A 15574-nucleotide genomic window follows, 5' to 3' on the forward strand; every position below is an offset into this window, starting at 1 on the left:
TGTGAAACGAGGCATGGCCCATGCCATGCCTCGTCTTGCCTTTACTTCGGATTGCGGATCGTTAGTGCCGGGTTATGGGCGAAGAAGTTGTGCGGCATGATGTGCACGGTCTTCCATTCCGTCGACATGACCGGCCAGTCCTCCATGCGCGGAATGTGGTGGAAGCCGGCGGAGAACCAGGTGACGATGTCCTTGCCCATCAGGCTCTGGTCCTTCTTCACCCATTCGGCGAGCGTATCGGAGCCGTCGCTCTGCATGGCGAACTTGCCGCCGGCATAGCGCTGTTCCGGGTCGTAGACCGTGTTCCACACTGAGTATTCGATATAGGCGTTGCGCTTCATCGGCGGGTCGTTCTCGAAGTCGAACGGGCCGTAGGACACGTCGCCATGGTGGATCATGTAGCCCGGCTCATGGCCGAGATAGCCTTCGCGCGATGGGTCGGAGATGTGGAAGTAGCGCGGCTGCGAGGAGGAGAGCTTGTAGCGCGCCTCCATTTCCGTCATCGGCATCTTGTGTTCGACCGTCCACATCGACTTGCGCGGGCTCGATGCATCGAGCTTGGCCGGCACGATATCCATCGTCGAGAAGTGGTTGATCGGCTGGTCGACGTCGAAGTCGATGCGGAAGTTGAAGTAGTGGTCGTGGTTGGCGGCAACGAGGTTCGGTGCGATCAGCGTGCCATGCGCCGTATCGGCCTTGGCCGTCGCATCCTTCATCGAAGTGGAGGCAACGCCCTTCACCGCATCGAGGCCGGTCGCGCCGACATAGATGTTGACCTGGCCGTTCTGCTGCAGGCGGTAGTCGATGAGATAGTCATAGTTGCCGACTTCCGAGGCCGTGCGCACCACGAGCTCCGTCGCCGGGCGTCCCTCCGCCGGGATCGGCTTTTCCGGCGTCTGGGCAAAGACCTCGAAATGGCGCCAGGCCGGATCGCCGATGCTGCGCTCGAAGACGCAGATGGCATCGGGAATGACCAGCGGCTGGCCCTTGTCGTCGGCGATCGTCGCCGGCAGGAAGGTGGCATGCGCGGGGCAATCGATGCCGGCGCGCAGCGGTGTCAGGAAGAGGCCGAAACCATATTCCCCGCTGTCCATATAGGTGCGCCAGTACCAGCCTTCCGACGGGTCCATATAGGGCACGAAGACTTCCGACAGATGGGCCTGATAGATGACCGAACGCCACGTGCCGTCATCGTTGACGTCGAGATTGGAGAGTACCAGGCCCGGCCGCTTGTCGACGCGGAAGTTGAAGCGCCAGATATCCCATTCGAGATGGCTGCCGTCGATCTTGTAGTTCGGGCCGCCCTCCTGCACCAGCTTGACGGAATTGGTCTCGGCGCGCAGCGGCGTGCGCTTGGCGACTTCCTCCTCCGTATAGCCCCAGCCATCCTTAGGCACATCAAGCACGCCCGTATCTACGACGCGCAGCACTTCCTTCTTGCCGATATCGTAGAGTGCAAACAGGCCTTCGATCGGCTTGGCATAGAAGTTGGAGCCGTCAGGCACCTGATAGCAGGGCACCTTCATCAGGCGGGAATTGGTGTATTCGTCGGTGAAGAAATTGCCGGCGGTGAGCGGCAGGCAGAAGGCCTGTTCCGGCTTCAGGCCGCGCTTGGCAAGGCCGGCCACCATATCGGAATTGCCGAGCACGCCCTCCAGCGCGCCCATGAACTCCGTGAACAGCACCATCGGCTGTCCCTTGGTCTTCTCGTTGCTCTCCACCGCGCCCTTGGTGATGTTGACCACGGCCTCGCTGAAGCCTTCCTTGCTGGTCAGGTAAACCGTTGCCTTGCGGTCGAGGCTGTCGCCCTCCTTCCAGGCGAGCACGTCGGCCTTGGCGGGCTCCTTGAGCTCGATCAGCGGATAGAGCGTGGTGTCGTCGGCGACCTTCTCATTGCGCAGGATCTGGTTGATCTTCTGGTATTCCTCGGCGGACAGGCCATCCAGCGGATGGGCGGCCGCGGCGGTGGCGGTCAGGCCGAAGGCCAGCGCCGTTGCGGCAAGATATCTCGTCAGTCTCATGATCGTTCCCTCTTATGTTGTTTTCTCAGGCGAAGACCACCTGGATATCGGTGTATTCGGCCAGGCCTTCCTCCGCGAACTCGACGCCGATGCCGGATTGCTTGACGCCGCCGAAGGGCGCATTCGGCTGGATGGCGCCGTGTTTGTTGATCCACACGGAGCCGCAGGCCATGCGGCTCGCGACCTTCTTCGCCGCCTCGATATCCGACGACCAGACCGAGCCGCCGAGCCCGTTCGGGCTGTCGTTCGCCAGCCGGATCGCCTCCTCGACATCCGAATAGCGGATGATCGGCAGCGCCGGCCCGAACTGCTCCTCGTCGACGAGCGCGTCGCCATTGCGCAGACCGGCGACAATGGTCGGCGGGAAGAACAGGCCCTCGCCCGGTTCGCCGCCGAGCAGCACCTTGCCGCGTCCCCTGGCATCCGCCACGAGGCGCGAAACCTTGTCGAACTGCATGCGGTTCTGGATCGGCCCCAAAATGCTCGCCTCCTCCATGCCGTTGCCGACGGGAATGTTTTTCGCATAGGCGACGAGCGCATCGCAGACGGCGTCGTGGATGGAATCATGCACATAGAGCCGTTTCATCGCCGCGCAGGTCTGGCCGTTGTTGATGAAGGCGCCCCAGAACAGGCCTTCGGCAATCGCCTGCGGTTCGGCATCCGGCAGCACGATGCCCGCGTCGTTGCCGCCCATTTCCAGCGTCAGGCGCTTCATGGTCGCGGCCGCGGACTGCATGACCTTCTGGCCGGTGGCGCAGGAGCCGGTGAAGACGATCTTCGCGATATCCGGATGCGCCGACATGGCACCGCCGAGATTGAACGCCTTGTCATCGCCCGTCACGACATTGACGACACCGGGCGGCAGCACCTCGTTCATGATCTGTACAAGCCGCAGCGTCGACAGCGGCGTATAGGGCGACGGCTTGACCAAGACCGTATTGCCGGTGCGCAACGCCGGCAGGATATGCCAGACGGCGATCATCACGGGGAAATTCCACGGCGTGATCGAGCCGACGACGCCAAGCGGCTTGCGGTGCAGTTCCACGCGCCCCTGCTCGTTGTCCTGCAAAACCTTGACCGGGATCGACAGCCCCGTCGTATAGCCCGCCCAGGCGACGGCGCCGCCGACCTCCCAGCGCGAACCGAGGCCGTTCAACGGCTTGCCCTGCTCCAGCGTGATGATTTCGGCGAGTTCCGCCGCATGTTCCTCGATCTTCGCCGTGACAGCCGCACAGGCCGCCTGCAACGCCTCATCGCTCTGCGCCGACCACGACGCGAACGCCGCCTTGGCGACCGCGACGGCCGCATCCAGCTCGACGCCACCCATGTTCGGCGCGCGGCCGACCTCTTCGCCCGTCGCCGGGTTGATGACGGCGAAGTCCGCGCCGACAGGGGCCGGCTTGCCGCCGATGGTCGCCTTGAATTCCATCATTTCCGCCTCCTCCATGGCAGGCCACCTCCTCCGGCGGTCCTATCTTGTGGCAGAGATTAGAAGCGGGCGCGGCATCAGACTTGGACGGCGCCGTCCCGCCTTTTGGACAAAAGCGTCAATGGCAGCGCGCAACCGCACCCGGCGTCGCGCCGTATTTCTTGCGGAACTCGCGGTAGAAATAGGAGAGATCGTTGAAGCCGCAGTCGAAGGCGACGGCGGTGACGCCTTCCGACGGCTGCTCCCGGCGCGCCGTCAGCCGGGCATGGGCAAGTTCCAGCCGGCGGTTGAGCAGCCGGTGGCCGGGCGTTTCGCCAAGCGGCCGGAAATGCCTTTGCAGCATGCGTTCGGACACATTGAGACGGGTGGCCAATTCGCGCGGGCCGAAGGTCGGGTCCGCCCGGTTACGATCGATCATCGCCAGGGCGCGCGACAGCAGGGTCTCGGCCGGCGTTGCGGCACCCGTCACCCGGCTGGAATGCAGGTAAGCGCCCATCAGGCAGAGGAAGGCTTCGCCGAGCTGCGCCTGCGCGCCGTCTTCCAAAAGCATCTTGGCGATGACCGCGCGCATGGCGACCCAGAGCGTGTCCTCCCGCGAGATCGAAAGACCGCCCGCACAGGCATTGCCGAAACGGTGCACCACTTCGTCGCGGGGAATGTGCAGCGAGACCTGGTTGGAGCATTCGCCGCGATAGAGGAAGGTCGAGGGCTTGACGGAATCGACGAGGAACATGTCTCCCGGCAAAAGCTCGGCCACATGATCGCCCTGTTCGACGCGACACTGGCCGGCATCCTGCACGAGCAGAAAGAAATATTCGCCTGGATCCTGCCGGATGGAGCGGGTGCTGCGCGCCACCTCGGAGGCATCGAGTGCGACGATTGCCGTATCGAACGGGCCGATGCGCCGCGTGGTCACGTCGCCATTGACGACGCCGGTGCGCCGCATGGGCTCCAGATCGAAGGACCCGCAGACCTTGCGGATTTCCGCTTCGAGAATTTCCACCTGTACCGGCTTGTGTCCCGGCGTCATCAGCGACTGCATTGCGCCCTCCCCGGCTTCCGCAGAATGCTACGTCTCCCAAACTATCTCATCACAGTCCGCAGCGCTTGCCTATCGCTCACGCGCTGAAAAACCACCGGCCGCCGCCGCCCGGCGCAGCCCCTCCGAGGGCGCCTCGGCAAGCCCCTCCGCCGCGAGCCGGTCGAGCACGGCCACCACCTCCGCAAGCCCACACGCCTCAGCATAGTGCATCGGCCCGCCACGCCAGCGCGGAAAACCATAGCCGTGGATTTTCACGAGATCGATATCGGCGGCGCGAAGCGCCACGCGCTCCTCCAGAATACGCGTCGCCTCGTTGACCATCGGCAGCAGGATCGCGTCGGCGATCTCGGCTTCACTCCATGCTCGTTGCGGCCGGTCCGCCGCCTCTTCGGCGATGATCGCCGCCACGGTTTCCGAGGGTTTTGGCGCACGATCACCCGACTGGTAATCGTACCAGCCGCCGCCGGTTTTCTGGCCGAACCGTTGAAGCGCGCAAAGCCGCTCCGCCACGGGGGCAAAGGGCGTTTCGCCCCGTTCGCGCGCCGCCTTACGCTGGAAAGCGGCGATGTCGAGACCGCCGAGATCCTGTGCTTCGAACGGCCCCATGGGCAGGCCGAAATCGCGCATGGCGGCATCGACCGCCGAGGGCGTCGCACCCGATAGCAGCAGACGCTCGGCCTGCGCACGCGTCACCTTCAGGATGCGATTGCCGATAAAGCCATCGCAGATGCCGGCGCGGACGGGAATTTTGGCAAGCTGGCGAGCGAGTGCAAAGCCGGCCGCGAGAACCTCCGGTGCGGTCGCTTCCGTCGGCACGATCTCCAGCAGCTTCATGACATGGGCCGGGCTGAAGAAATGCAGGCCGAGGAACCGTTCGGGATGGACGATGCCGGCGCTGATCGCACCGGGATCGAGATAGGACGTGTTGGTGGCGAGCACCGCATCCGGCCGGCAGACCGCCGAGAGCTTTTCGAAGACGGCGCGCTTGACGGCGAGGTCCTCGAAGACGGCCTCGATGACGAGGTCCGTGTCGGCAAGCAGGCCGTAATCATCGCCGCCGGTCACACCGGCCATGCGCTGATCGGCAACCGCCTGCGTCGTACGCCCGCGTTTGACGGAGCCGTCGTAGATCGACTTCACATTGGCAAGCCCGCGCTCGACCGCCGTGGCGTCGCGCTCGATCAGCACCACCGGCAGGCCGGCATCGCGCAGGGCCGCGGCAATGCCCACCCCCATCGTGCCTCCGCCGATCACGGCCGCCGAACGGATGTCGCGCGGGGTGATGCCGGCGAGTTCCGGCGGACGGGGCGCGGCGCGCTCGGCGAAGAAGACATGGCGCAGAGCTGCGGCCTGTTCGGAGCCGCGCAGAGCGAGGAAGGTTTCGCGCTCGAAGGCCATGGCATCGGTAAAATCCGTCTCGCAGGCCTTGCGGATGGAGGCGAGCGCGCGCAACGGCGCGATCTCGCGCTTCGCCTTGGCTGCGACGGCCTTTTCGGCGCTCTCCCAGAAGCCGGCTTCGATGGCCGGAACGGCACGGCGGGAGATCGGCTGGGGCAGCGATTTTTCCGCAATGCGCTCAGCGAAAGCGACAGCACCCGCGCGCAGATCCCCGTCGATGACGGCATCGATAAGCCCGAGGCCTTCCGCCTTCTTCGCACTGAGCGGGCTGCCGCCCGTCACCAGATCGACGGCCGCCGCTGCACCGATCAGGCGCGGCAGACGCACCGTGCCACCGGCACCGGGAATAATGCCGAGCTTCACCTCCGGTAGGCCGAGGTTGGCGGAGGAGACGGCGACGCGATAGGCGCAGCCGAGCGCCACTTCGAGGCCGCCGCCGAGCGCGCTACCATGAATCGCCGCAATCCAGGGCTTTTTCGCCCCCTCGATAGCCGCCACGACATCCGGCAGATGCGGCGGCTGCGGCGGTTTGCCGAATTCGCTGACATCGGCGCCGGCGATGAAGGTGCGGCCGGCGCAGATCAGGACCACGGCCTTCACCGCCGCATCCGCATCCAACCCCACGACCGTGTCGACAAGCGCCTGGCGCAGCGCCTGCGAAAGCGCGTTGACGGGCGGATTGTCAACGGTGACGACGGCGATGGAACCTTCTCGGTCGATGGTGACGGTCATAATCTCAAATTCCCAGATAAGCGGCGCGGATGCGTTCATCCGCAATCAACTCGGCTGACGGACCGGACATTGTGATGCGCCCCGTCTCCATGACATAACCCCGGTCGGCAACGGATAGCGCGCCAAACGCGTTTTGCTCGACAAGGAGCACGGTGACGCCGAGTGCCTTCATGCTTTTGACCACGTCGAAGATCTGCGCGACGAGGATGGGGGCAAGACCCATGCTCGGTTCATCGAGCAGCAGGCAGGAGGGACGGGCCATCAGCGCGCGGGCAATGGCCAGCATCTGTTGCTGCCCCCCCGAGAGGCCGCCGGCCGCGAGGTTCCGCTTCTCCTTGAGGATCGGGAACATCACGAAGGCGTCCTGCATGTCGCGGTCCACCTTCTCGTCGGCGAAGAGATAGGCGCCGAGACGCAGGTTCTCCTCCACCGTGAGGTTGGTGAAAATCTGCCTTCCCTCGGGCGACTGGGCGAGGCCACGGCGCACGCGGGCATGGGCCGGCACCGTTGTCAGCGCCTCGCCGCGGAAGACGATCGAGCCAGACGAGACCGGCTGAATACCGGAGAGGCATTTGAGCAGCGTCGTCTTGCCTGCACCGTTGGCGCCGACCACCGTGACGATCTCGCCGGAGGCGACGTCGAGGTCGATGCCGTGCAGCACCTCGATCCGGCCGTAGCGCGAGCGCAGTCCCTCAACCGTCAGCATGTTTCGCCTCCGCCGCCTGGGCACCGAGATAGGCTTCGATGACGCGCGGATCGCGCGCAATCGCCGCCGGCTCGCCTTCGGCGATCTTCTCACCGTGATCGAGCACCACGATATGGTTGGAAATGCGCATGACCATCTTCATGTCGTGCTCCACCAGCAGGATCGAAACGCCCTCGGCTGCGACCTGCGCGATGAGGTGATCGATCTCCTCCGTCTCAACGGCATTGCAGCCGGCGGCGGGTTCGTCGAGCAGCAGCACGCGGGGCTTCAGCGCCAGCGCACGGGCGATTTCCAGCCGCTTCAGCGCGCCGTAGGAGAGCGAACCCGCCTCCTGTTCGGCGGCGCGGCCGAGGCCGACGCGGTCGAGCAATGCACGGGCGCTTTCCTCCGAGGCCTTGCTGCGCTGGCGCGCGGCAGGCAGCGCGAAGAGATCGGCAAGCACCGAGCCGCGCTCATGCAGGTGATGGCCGGTGACGGCGTTTTCGAGCACGCTCATCGACTGGAAGATTTGCAGGTTCTGGAAGGTGCGCGACAGGCCGCGGCGCGCCAGAAGATGCGGCGGCATGCGCGTGACATCCTCGCCGTCGAGCACGACGCGGCCGCGCGCCGGGGCATAGACGCCTGATATCATGTTGAACAGCGTCGTCTTGCCGGCGCCGTTCGGGCCGATGACGGAGACGATCTCTCCGGGTTTCAAGGAGAAGCCGACATCGTTGACGGCGCGCAGGCCGCCGAAATCGATACCCAGGCCTTCGATCTGAAGCAGGCTCATTCCGCCCTCCCCCGGACACGGCGCGCAATGGAGGGCAGCAGCCCCTCACGCATGAAAATCATCACGAGCATCATGACCAGGCCGAGCATGAGCTGTTCGTATTCCTGGAAGATCGTCAGCACCTGCGGCAGCGTGGTCAGGATCGCAGCCCCCAGGATAGCGCCAAGCACCGAGCCAGCCCCGCCGAGCACCGTCATCGTGACCATCTCGATGGAATGCATGAAACCGGCGACATCAGGCGTGATGAACTTGTTCTGCAAGGCGAGCAGCGAACCGGACACGGAGGCATAAACCGCCGAGATGACGAAGGCGACGAGCTTGTAGTGCGCGACATCGACGCCAACAGTGCGGGCCGCAATCTCCGAACCGTGCAGGGCGCGAAGGGCGCGGCCGGTCGGGCTGTGATAGAGATTGAGCGCGAGCCAGGCACCCAGCACCAGCACGAAACCGGAGAAGGCATACCAGAACTCGGTGTTCGAGAGATCGATTCCGATGGCCTTCAGCGCGCCGCGAAGGCCGAATTCCGGCACCGCCATGCCATCCGGCCCGCCGGTCAGCTGCGCCTCGTTGGAGAGCACCATGGAGACGAGGATGCCGAAGCCGAGGCTGGCGACGGCGAGATAATAGCCCTTGAGCCGCAGGATCGGCCGGCCGACGAGATAGGCGATTGCCGCGGACAAAAGCGCGCCGAGCAGGGCGGCGAGTGCCGGATGCAGACCGAGATGAACCGGCGCCAGCGCGCAGGCATAGGCGCCGATGCCAGCGAAACCGGCATGGCCGAGGCTGATCTGGCCGGCATAGCCGATAAGGATGACGAGGCCCGTCACCGCAAGGCCGTTGACGAAGATCAGCGATCCCACCCGGAAATAGTAGGAGGACGGGAAGAAGACCGGCGCGAGCGCGATGACCGCAGCGAGAATGAGGAGCGTGGTAACCTTGCTGGAGAGCCGCATGATCACACCCGATCCGTCGACTTGCGGCCGAACAGGCCCTGCGGCATGGCGAAGAGCACGGCGAGGATGACGACGAAGGCCGCCGCATCCTTGTATTGCGAGCTGAGATACCCGGCCGTCATCGCCTCGAGCACGCCGAGCAGCAGGCCGCCGACCAGCGCACCCTTGGGGTTGCCCATGCCGCCGAGCATGGCGGCGGCAAAGCCCTTCAGCGCCAGCGCGAGACCGACATCGTAGCCGGTCAGCGTGATCGGCGTCACCAGCACGCCGGCGAGCGCGCCGATGGCGGCGGACATGGCAAACGAGAGCGTCATCACATAATTGGTGTTGATGCCGACGAGTTGGGCGGCGATGCGGTTGTTCGCCGTCGCCAGCACCGCGCGGCCGATCAGCGTGCGCGTGAAGAACAGCCAGAGACAGAGGAAGACGGCGAGTGCGCCGGCAATGACCCACAGGCTCTGCGGCAGGATGGTCGCGCCGCCGATCAGGATCGGCTGGTCGCCGGAAAAGGCCGGAAAACGGTGCAGCTGCTTGTCGAAGACGAGCTGCGTTGCACCACGAATGAAGATCGACGCGCCGATGGTGATGATGATCAGCGAGACGACAGGCGCGCCGCGGGCGGGCTCGATGGCGAGCTTGTTGAGCGCCACGCCCACCGCCGACGTGACGATGATGGCGATCAGCGCGGCGAGCGGCAACGGCAGGCCGCTAGCATGCGCGAAGAAGGTGATCATGCCACCGAGCATGACGAACTCGCCCTGGGCGAAGTTCACGACGTCGGATGCGTTGTAGATGATCGTGAAGCCGAGTGCGACCAGCGCATAGACGGCGCCGACCGTGATCCCGGACAGAAGGAATTGCAGGAGTTCGGGCATGGATGCCTCCGCTTCGCGCACGACGGTATCCGCCGGCCCGCGCCTTGAAGGCATGGGCCGGCAGGCTCGATTACTCGACGATCTTCCAGCCGCCCTTTTCGATCTGCAGCATACGGAAGGCCGAGAGGTCGAGGCCGAGGTGGTCCTCGGCCGTCATGGTGACGGTGCCCGTGGTACCGACGAGACCCTTGGTGCCTTCGATGGCATCGCGGATATCCGACGGTTCGGCGCTGCCGGCGCGCTTTAAGGCATCGACGAGGATGCGCAGCGCATCATGGGCATAACCGCCGAAGGTCGAGACCGGCTTGCCGGTCGCCTTCTCATAGACTTCCTTGTAGGCGGTGACGACGGCGCGCTGCGGGTCGCTTTCCGGCAGCAACTTTGCAACCAGAAGCGCCGTGCCCGGCAGGCGCACGCCCTCGGCCGCTTCCGCCCCGGCAAGCTCGATGAAACCATCCGAGGCAACGCCATGCGACTGGTAAAGCGGTAGGCCGACGGCGAGCTGGGCATAGTTGCGCGTCACGATGGCCGGACCCTGGCCGAAGCCGGGGTTCAGCACGGCCTGGATACCGCCCTTGCCCTTGATGTTGGTCAGCTGCGGCGTCATGTCGGCGTCGGTCGGGCCGTAGGTCTCGTCGGCCAGCACCTCGATGCCGTAATCGCCGACAATCGAAAGGCACTGCTTGTGCATAGACGCGCCAAAGCCGTCGGAACCGGAGATCATGCCGATCTTGGTGATGCCGTTCTTCTTCATGTCCTCGAAGATTTTCGCGCAGGCCATGCGGTCCGTGTGCGGCGTCTTGAAGGTATAGGGTTTGACCGGATCGATGATCTCGATGGCACCGGCCAGCGAGATGAAGGGCACTTCCGCATCCTCGAAGACCGGGATGATGGCCATGGAGGTGCCCGTCGTCGTGCCGCCGATCACGGCGACCACTTCGTCGTCCTCGACGAGACGGGTGGCAAAAGTGCGCGCCTTGTTCGGGTCGCCGCCGTCGTCATAGATCACAAGCTCCAGCTTCTCGCCGTTGACGCCGCCGGCCGCATTGATCTCTTCGACCAGCAGCTTCAGCGTCTTGGCTTCCGGGTCGCCAAGGAACGAGGCGGGGCCGGTTTCGGAAATGGTTGCGCCGATCTTGATATCGGCAAGCGCGGGCGCTGCAAGGCCTAGGATCAGGGCAAGTGCGGTGGTGGTGAGCGCAAATTTCATGTCGGTTTCTCCTCCCAACAAATACAAAGGGTTAAAACGAAAACTCCTCTCACGCCGCCGCAGGGCGGCGCCACATGACCACGCGGAACCGGTTGGCGACGAAAGCCGCATCCGTGAGGCTGGCATTGCCGGACGGGTTGGCGCCGGTGACGTGGAAGTCGCTGAAGGCGGCGCTCTGGTTCACATAGATGCCGCCGGTCAGGTTGACCGAAAGATTGACGCCCGCCGCGGCAAACCGGTCGGCGGCGGCGAGAATCTGCGCCTCGTCGGTGGCATATAGGGCGGCGGTGATCGCGCCCTTGCGCTCGGCAAGTTCAGCCGCGCGGTTCACGCCATCGACGACATCGTCGACCGCAACGACGAAGGCGATGGGGCCGAAACGTTCTTCCGCATAGGCTTCGCTGTCTGCCGCATCGACGGCGAGGATCAGCGGTGTTGCTGTGCGGGCATCGTCGAGACCTTCAACCGGTGCGGAATCGCGCACGAGACGGCCGAGCGCGCGAACGGTGGCGATGCGGGCAAGCGTCGCGTGATTGGCGATGGCACCGCAGATGCCGGCCGCGCGGGCCGGATCGGAGAGAAGGCCATCGATGGCGGCGGCGATGCCGGCAGCCACTTCATCGAAATTCTTGTGGCCCTCATTCGTCTCGATGCCGCCGCGCGGGACAAAGATATCCTGCGGGGCCGTGCACATCTGGCCGGAATAGAGCGACAGCGAGAAGGCGATGTTGCCGCACATGCCGGCGAAATTGTCGGTGGCGCCGATGACGATCGAATTGACGCCGGCCTCTTCGGTATAGACGTCGGCCCCGCCGGCATTTTCGCGCACCCATGTGCCGAAGCTGTTGGAACCGGTGTAATCAACGATGGCGACGGCCGGGTGCTGCACGAGGTCCTTGGTGATCTCCGAACCAGGTGCATCCGCGGCGAGCAGCACGATATCGGCGGCGAAGCCTTCTTCCACCAGCACCTGCCTGATAATCTCGACGGTGATGGCAAGCGGAAGGATAGCGGCGGGGTGCGGCTTGACGATGACGGTATTGCCGGTGGCGAGGCTGGCGAACAGGCCCGGATAGCTGTTCCAGGTCGGGAACGTGTTGCAGCCGATGACGAGCGAGACACCGCGCGGCACGATGCGCCAGTGCTTTTCCATGACGATGGGCGCGCCCTTGCCCTGCGGCTTGGTCCAGGTCGCGGTCGCCGGTATGCGGGTCATCTCCGCATAGGCGTAAGTGACGGCTTCGAGGCCGCGATCCTGTGCATGCGGACCGCCGGCCTGGAAGGCCATGGCGAAGGCCTGGCCCGTCGTGTGCATGACGGCATTGGCCATCTCGAAGCTGCGCGCATTGAGGCGTGCGAGGATTTCAAGGCAGATGCCGACGCGGGTTTCCGGCGCGGCGGCGGCCCATTGCGGGGCGGCGGCACGCGAGGCCGAGACAATCCTATCGACGGAGGCGGCGGGATAGGTGATGCCGAGAGAGGGTCCGTAAGGCGAGACTTCCGCACCGACAGTGCCCTCGGAGGGATGATCGACAAGCGCGAAGGGTTGGCCGAGGCGCGCCTTGTAGGCGGCAAGGCCGTCGTCCTTGGCGGTTTCGCCATAGATCTTGCCGCTTGGCACTTCCGGATAGGCGGACCAGAAATCGCGCTTGGCGGCGGCCTGCAAGGCGGCTTCCAGCGTCGGGCGATGGCGCTCGAAAAGTGCGGTCATGATCTGTCCTCCCAGTCAGTGCTTTTATAATTGACTGACCGGTCGGTTTATGCAAGAGTTTTTTTACGGTCGCCGCTGGGAAGGGCGACAGGGAGGAAAAATGTCCAATTCCGACACCATTCTGTCGGCGCTTGCCGATGGCGTTCTCACCCTCACGCTGAACCGCCCCGACAAGCTCAACGCCTTCAACGACGAGATGCATCTTGCGCTGCGCGCCGGCTTCGAGCGGGCCCATGCGGACGACGCCGTCCGTGCGGTGCTGCTGACCGGTTCCGGCCGTGGCTTCTGCGCCGGGCAGGATCTCGGCGACCGTGACCCGAAGAAGGGCGTGCCGGATCTCGGCCATACGATCGAGACCTTCTACAATCCCCTGCTGCGCCTGATCCGCAGCCTCGAAAAGCCCGTCATCTGCGCCGTCAACGGCGTGGCCGCCGGTGCGGGCGCCAATATCGCCTTTGCCTGCGATATCACGCTTGCCGCCCGCTCCGCCCGCTTCATTCAGGCCTTCGCCAGGATCGGCCTCGTGCCCGATTCCGGCGGCACCTGGAGCCTGCCGCGCCTCATCGGCGAGGCCCGCGCCAAGGCGCTGGCGCTGACGGCCGAACCGCTCGGCGCGGAAACCGCCGCCGACTGGGGCCTCATCTGGCGCGCCGTCGATGACGACAAGCTGATGGAAGAGGCGACGGCGCTCGCCACCCGCCTTGCCGCCGGTCCGACGCGCGGCCTCGGCATGACCAAGCGCGCCATCCAGGCCGCCGCGACCAATTCGCTGGATCAGCAACTCGACCTCGAACGCGACCTGCAGCGCGAAGCCGGCCGCAGCGCCGACTATGCCGAAGGCGTCTCCGCCTTTCTCGAAAAGCGCAAGCCGGAGTTCAAAGGCAAATGAGCGCCGCCAGCCTTTCTCCGCAAGCACTCGCCGAAGCCTGCGCCAGAGCGATGTGGGACGACGACAACGCCACCCGCCATCTCGGCATGGAGCTTGTCTCCGTCGCCCCCGGCGAGGCGACGATCACGATGACGATTGCGGAGACCATGACCAACGGCCACGGCACCTGCCATGGCGGCTACATGTTCACGCTGGCGGATTCGGCCTTCGCCTTCGCCTGCAACACCTACAACCAGCGCACCGTCGCCCAGCACTGTTCGATGACGTTCATCGCACCGGCTTTCAGGGGCGACAGGCTGACGGCCACCGCGCGCGAAGTATCGCGCCGCGGACGGGGCGGCATCTACGATATCCGCATCACTAATCAGGAGGGCGAGGCGATCGCGGAATTCCGTGGCCACGCGCGAACAGTCAAGGGCACGCACCTGCCGGAGTGAGGCAGATCATCCCGCATTCCTGCCCGTATTCTTGGAGGAGAATTTATGGAAGACCTGTCACCCCGCCCCGGAGACCTCGAAGCAATCGAGACCGCCTCGCGCGACGAGATTTCCGGACTGCAGCTTGAGCGTATGAAGTGGTCGCTGACCCACGCCTACGAGAATTCCCCCTTCTACCGCCAGCGCTTCGACGAGGCCGGTGTCCACCCTTCCGACCTGAAGACGCTGTCCGATCTCGCGAAATTCCCCTTCACCACCAAGAAGGACCTGCGCGACACCTACCCCTTCGGCATGTTCGCCGTGCCGCGTGAAAAGCTCGCGCGCATCCACGCCTCCTCCGGCACCACGGGCAAGCCGACCGTCGTCGGTTACACGAAGAACGATATCGACACCTGGGCGACCGTCGTCGCGCGCTCCATCCGCGCCTCGGGCGGCCGAGCCGGCGATATCGTGCATGTCGCCTATGGCTACGGCCTGTTCACCGGCGGCCTCGGCGCCCACTACGGCGCGGAAAAACTCGGCTGCACCGTGGTGCCGATCTCCGGCGGCATGACGGAACGCCAGGTCACGCTGATGCAGGATTTTAAGCCGCGCATCATCATGGTGACGCCGTCCTACATGCTCTCCATTCTCGACGAGTTCCGCAAACACGGCATCGACCCGCGTCAAAGCTCGCTCGCTGTCGGCATTTTCGGCGCAGAACCCTGGACGAACGCCATGCGCGAGGAAATCGAGCAGGCCTTCGACATGCATGCGGTCGATATCTACGGCCTGTCGGAAGTCATGGGCCCTGGCGTCGCCAACGAATGCGTCGAGACCAAGGACGGCCTACATATCTGGGAAGATCATTTCTATCCCGAGATCATCCATCCCGAGACCGGCGACGTGCTGCCGGATGGCGAGATCGGCGAGCTGGTCTTCACCACGCTCACCAAGGAAGGCTTGCCGATCATCCGTTATCGTACACGCGACCTGACGCGGCTGTTGCCCGGCACCGCCCGCTCCATGCGCCGCATGGAAAAGGTCACCGGCCGTTCCGACGACATGATGATCCTGCGCGGCGTCAACGTCTTCCCGACGCAGATCGAGGAACAGATCCTGAAATGCCGCGGCCTTGCCCCGCATTTCCAGATCGAGCTGACGCGGTCGGGCCGTATGGACAATATGACGGTTCATGTCGAATGTACCGTCGAGATGGCGGACGAGGGTGCCCGCGCTGGCTCGGCCAAGGAACTCGCCCATCACATCAAGAGCATCGTCGGCGTCTCCACCAAGATCACCGTGCACGAGCCGGGCGGCGTCGCCCGCTCTGAAGGCAAGGCGAAACGGGTGGTCGACAACCGACCCAAAGAGTGAAGCGCTGGGATAGCCCGGCACCGGCTTGACTGTGTATAGGGAG

The 15574-nt window shown here is 64.8% G+C and carries 13 protein-coding genes; 3 read left to right on the plus strand and 10 right to left on the minus strand.

The window, feature by feature from the left end; genetic code table 11:
• Positions 1 to 41: 41 nt before the first annotated feature.
• The 10 genes from ACOZK4_RS22975 to paaN all read right to left on the minus strand — a co-directional run bounded on the left by ACOZK4_RS22975 (position 42) and on the right by paaN (position 12849).
• Positions 42 to 2021 carry a tyramine oxidase gene (locus ACOZK4_RS22975; protein WP_421594010.1) on the minus strand — a complete coding sequence of 660 codons (1980 nt, stop codon included), beginning with the start codon at positions 2019 to 2021 and terminating at the stop codon, positions 42 to 44.
• A 25-nt stretch (positions 2022 to 2046) separates the two neighbouring features.
• Positions 2047 to 3453 carry an aldehyde dehydrogenase family protein gene (locus tag ACOZK4_RS22980; RefSeq protein ID WP_421594011.1) on the minus strand — a complete coding sequence of 469 codons (1407 nt, stop codon included), beginning with the start codon at positions 3451 to 3453 and terminating at the stop codon, positions 2047 to 2049.
• A 115-nt stretch (positions 3454 to 3568) separates the two neighbouring features.
• On the minus strand, positions 3569 to 4492 hold the full coding sequence (locus ACOZK4_RS22985) for a helix-turn-helix domain-containing protein (protein WP_421594013.1): 924 nt from the start codon (positions 4490 to 4492) through the stop codon (positions 3569 to 3571).
• A 69-nt stretch (positions 4493 to 4561) separates the two neighbouring features.
• Positions 4562 to 6622: a 3-hydroxyacyl-CoA dehydrogenase NAD-binding domain-containing protein gene (locus ACOZK4_RS22990; RefSeq protein WP_421594015.1), complete on the minus strand. Its 2061-nt coding sequence runs from the start codon at positions 6620 to 6622 to the stop codon at positions 4562 to 4564.
• 4 nt (positions 6623 to 6626) lie between these two features.
• A complete protein-coding gene (locus tag ACOZK4_RS22995; RefSeq protein WP_421594016.1) occupies positions 6627 to 7328 on the minus strand; it encodes an ABC transporter ATP-binding protein in 702 nt (233 codons plus the stop codon).
• Entirely contained in the window at positions 7315 to 8100 is a 786-nt protein-coding gene (locus ACOZK4_RS23000; RefSeq protein ID WP_421594017.1) for an ABC transporter ATP-binding protein, read from the minus strand. Before ACOZK4_RS23000 ends, ACOZK4_RS22995 begins: the two co-directional genes overlap by 14 nt.
• Complete coding sequence (locus ACOZK4_RS23005; protein ID WP_421594018.1) at positions 8097 to 9053, minus strand: branched-chain amino acid ABC transporter permease; 957 nt, start codon at positions 9051 to 9053, stop codon at positions 8097 to 8099. The genes ACOZK4_RS23000 and ACOZK4_RS23005 overlap by 4 nt, the downstream gene beginning before the upstream one ends.
• Positions 9054 to 9055: 2 nt before the next feature.
• Positions 9056 to 9928 (minus strand): branched-chain amino acid ABC transporter permease, encoded by an 873-nt coding sequence (locus ACOZK4_RS23010; RefSeq protein WP_421594019.1) that lies wholly within the window; start codon positions 9926 to 9928, stop codon positions 9056 to 9058.
• Positions 9929 to 9998: 70 nt separating this feature from the next.
• Positions 9999 to 11138 carry an ABC transporter substrate-binding protein gene (locus tag ACOZK4_RS23015; RefSeq protein ID WP_421594020.1) on the minus strand — a complete coding sequence of 380 codons (1140 nt, stop codon included), beginning with the start codon at positions 11136 to 11138 and terminating at the stop codon, positions 9999 to 10001.
• Between the two features lie 49 nt (positions 11139 to 11187).
• Positions 11188 to 12849 carry a phenylacetic acid degradation protein PaaN gene (paaN, locus tag ACOZK4_RS23020; protein WP_421594021.1) on the minus strand — a complete coding sequence of 554 codons (1662 nt, stop codon included), beginning with the start codon at positions 12847 to 12849 and terminating at the stop codon, positions 11188 to 11190.
• A 100-nt stretch (positions 12850 to 12949) separates the two neighbouring features.
• Between paaN and paaG the strand changes: the two genes are divergently transcribed.
• From paaG to paaK, 3 genes are read left to right on the plus strand one after another with little or no spacing between them, the layout of a single operon-like run.
• Positions 12950 to 13738 (plus strand): 2-(1,2-epoxy-1,2-dihydrophenyl)acetyl-CoA isomerase PaaG, encoded by a 789-nt coding sequence (paaG, locus tag ACOZK4_RS23025; protein ID WP_421594022.1) that lies wholly within the window; start codon positions 12950 to 12952, stop codon positions 13736 to 13738.
• Positions 13735 to 14175 (plus strand): hydroxyphenylacetyl-CoA thioesterase PaaI, encoded by a 441-nt coding sequence (paaI, locus tag ACOZK4_RS23030; RefSeq protein WP_421594023.1) that lies wholly within the window; start codon positions 13735 to 13737, stop codon positions 14173 to 14175. The genes paaG and paaI overlap by 4 nt, the downstream gene beginning before the upstream one ends.
• Before the next feature lie 45 nt (positions 14176 to 14220).
• Positions 14221 to 15531, plus strand: coding sequence for a phenylacetate--CoA ligase PaaK (paaK, locus tag ACOZK4_RS23035; protein WP_313532160.1), 1311 nt, complete (start codon positions 14221 to 14223; stop codon positions 15529 to 15531).
• Positions 15532 to 15574 lie beyond the last annotated feature (43 nt).

This window comes from Shinella sp. M27 (assembly GCF_049199905.1).
GTDB lineage: Bacteria > Pseudomonadota > Alphaproteobacteria > Rhizobiales > Rhizobiaceae > Shinella.

Coding starts and splice junctions, on each gene's coding strand:
- ACOZK4_RS22975 (WP_421594010.1), bottom strand. CDS start 2,021: ATGAGACTGACGAGATATCTTGCCGCAACGGCGCTGGCCTTCGGCCTG.
- ACOZK4_RS22980 (WP_421594011.1), bottom strand. CDS start 3,453: ATGATGGAATTCAAGGCGACCATCGGCGGCAAGCCGGCCCCTGTCGGC.
- ACOZK4_RS22985 (WP_421594013.1), bottom strand. CDS start 4,492: ATGCAGTCGCTGATGACGCCGGGACACAAGCCGGTACAGGTGGAAATT.
- ACOZK4_RS22990 (WP_421594015.1), bottom strand. CDS start 6,622: ATGACCGTCACCATCGACCGAGAAGGTTCCATCGCCGTCGTCACCGTT.
- ACOZK4_RS22995 (WP_421594016.1), bottom strand. CDS start 7,328: ATGCTGACGGTTGAGGGACTGCGCTCGCGCTACGGCCGGATCGAGGTG.
- ACOZK4_RS23000 (WP_421594017.1), bottom strand. CDS start 8,100: ATGAGCCTGCTTCAGATCGAAGGCCTGGGTATCGATTTCGGCGGCCTG.
- ACOZK4_RS23005 (WP_421594018.1), bottom strand. CDS start 9,053: ATGCGGCTCTCCAGCAAGGTTACCACGCTCCTCATTCTCGCTGCGGTC.
- ACOZK4_RS23010 (WP_421594019.1), bottom strand. CDS start 9,928: ATGCCCGAACTCCTGCAATTCCTTCTGTCCGGGATCACGGTCGGCGCC.
- ACOZK4_RS23015 (WP_421594020.1), bottom strand. CDS start 11,138: ATGAAATTTGCGCTCACCACCACCGCACTTGCCCTGATCCTAGGCCTT.
- paaN (WP_421594021.1), bottom strand. CDS start 12,849: ATGACCGCACTTTTCGAGCGCCATCGCCCGACGCTGGAAGCCGCCTTG.
- paaG (WP_421594022.1), top strand. CDS start 12,950: ATGTCCAATTCCGACACCATTCTGTCGGCGCTTGCCGATGGCGTTCTC.
- paaI (WP_421594023.1), top strand. CDS start 13,735: ATGAGCGCCGCCAGCCTTTCTCCGCAAGCACTCGCCGAAGCCTGCGCC.
- paaK (WP_313532160.1), top strand. CDS start 14,221: ATGGAAGACCTGTCACCCCGCCCCGGAGACCTCGAAGCAATCGAGACC.